2 protein-coding genes are annotated in these 1,533 nt (G+C 26.1%); both read right to left on the bottom strand.

Annotated features, from left to right (window positions below; all coding sequences use genetic code 11):
- A partial coding sequence (locus DW963_RS13120) for a DUF4422 domain-containing protein (RefSeq protein ID WP_117916365.1) occupies positions 1-624 on the bottom strand: 624 nt, incomplete at its 3' end.
- Between the two features lie 9 nt (positions 625-633).
- Positions 634-1,533: hypothetical protein (locus tag DW963_RS13355; protein WP_199669391.1), on the bottom strand; the 900-nt coding region annotated here is incomplete at its 5' end.

The raw sequence follows: 1,533 nt of genomic DNA, 5'->3' as shown, positions 1-1,533 counted from the left end.
CCAATTACAATATTCATCCATTAATTTTTTGGAACATACAACATATTCCAAAAAATATTGTTCTTTTCCATTCATTATAGCATCATAATCATTTAAATCCATTAATTTTTTGGAACATACAACATATTCCAAAAAATATTGTTCTTTTCCATTCATTATAGCATCATAATCATTTAAATATTCAGGATATTTATTTTCAAATATATTTCTTAGAACATCCAAATCTTTCTTAAACCCACTTCCTGTAAGTGAATATTTTTCTTCAACTGTAGTCTTAAGAAATACTTTTTTAGGCAATATAATATCCACCTTTGCCAAGTCTGATTCAACATCAGATTGTGTGATAAAATATTTTTCAGATTTTGAGAATGGATTTTTTGTAAAATATCTACGATAATGACATAATCCAATATCATCATTCATATTTGAGTTATCATTTTTCCACATCCAATACAACGCTGTTAATTCACAATAAGTGTTATTTTTATAAGCAATATTATCCTGTGTATCATCGCTTAAAAAATCCAAATTAACATTTGTAAATAATCTCCCAACCTGAATTGGAATGTATCCATTTAGTTGTGGACAAATAAATTTTTTATGTGTAACTACATATAAATGCATTTTTTCACCTCACACTTTAAATTTTTCAACACAATAAACTAATCTATATACTATTCTTTTCCATCCATATTTTTCACGAGCATTCATCTTTATAGTAAAATAATGTAAATACTTTATAATTCCTTTAGTTTCTTTATCTGAATGTATTTCTTTTATCTCTTTCAACAAATTAACAAACTTTTGTTTTCTCGACGTTGATATAGGAATAGTATCGAACCAACCAAAATTGTTGGTTTTTTCAGATAAAGCTATTTTTTCAAAATCAATCATATCTTTTGATATGATTAATTCTGCCTTTAATTGTTCTTTCACGAAGAATTTTTCTATAGCACTTTCTGATTCACATCTATAATTTAATATTCCGCATATCTCTTTAAAACAATTTATTATTGTGTTTTGAATCGGTTCAGCCTTATAATATAATTGTTTATCAGCATCTGTCCACTCTAATTTAGGCAAAAAGCCATCTTTACAATCTTCATATCCTATAGTAGATCCATGCGGTGCAACTAAAAGCTGTTCAATCAAATGAGTTTCAAATTCCCATATATCATATTTACTACTTTTATATGGAAATCTATTAAAAACTAACCCTTTCTTTAAATTTTGTGAACATTCATACCCAGTTTCATTAAAAATCCCATAATAAAGTCCAACAAAATCATTTTCATGTCCAAAAATCTTATACAAATTATCTTGCATGGTTCCTTTCCAACCAACATCTACTAATACTATTGGACCATCCACATCTTTTACAACATTTCTAAAATAACCTGAAAAACATCTGTATTCCTTTTTTACTTTTTCATCATATATCTGCCTAAATTTTTCATTTTCTATTAACAACTTAAATTCATTAGATTTTCCAAAACTTTTAATTATTTGATTTGGATTATCACAAGAACATAA

It is taken from the genome of Eubacterium sp. AM46-8 (genome assembly GCF_003466705.1).
Classification (GTDB): Bacteria; Bacillota; Clostridia; order Lachnospirales; family Lachnospiraceae; genus Lachnospira.
The sequence above is the reverse complement of the archived record's forward strand: the minus strand, read 5'-3'. Positions and strand labels throughout refer to the sequence as shown.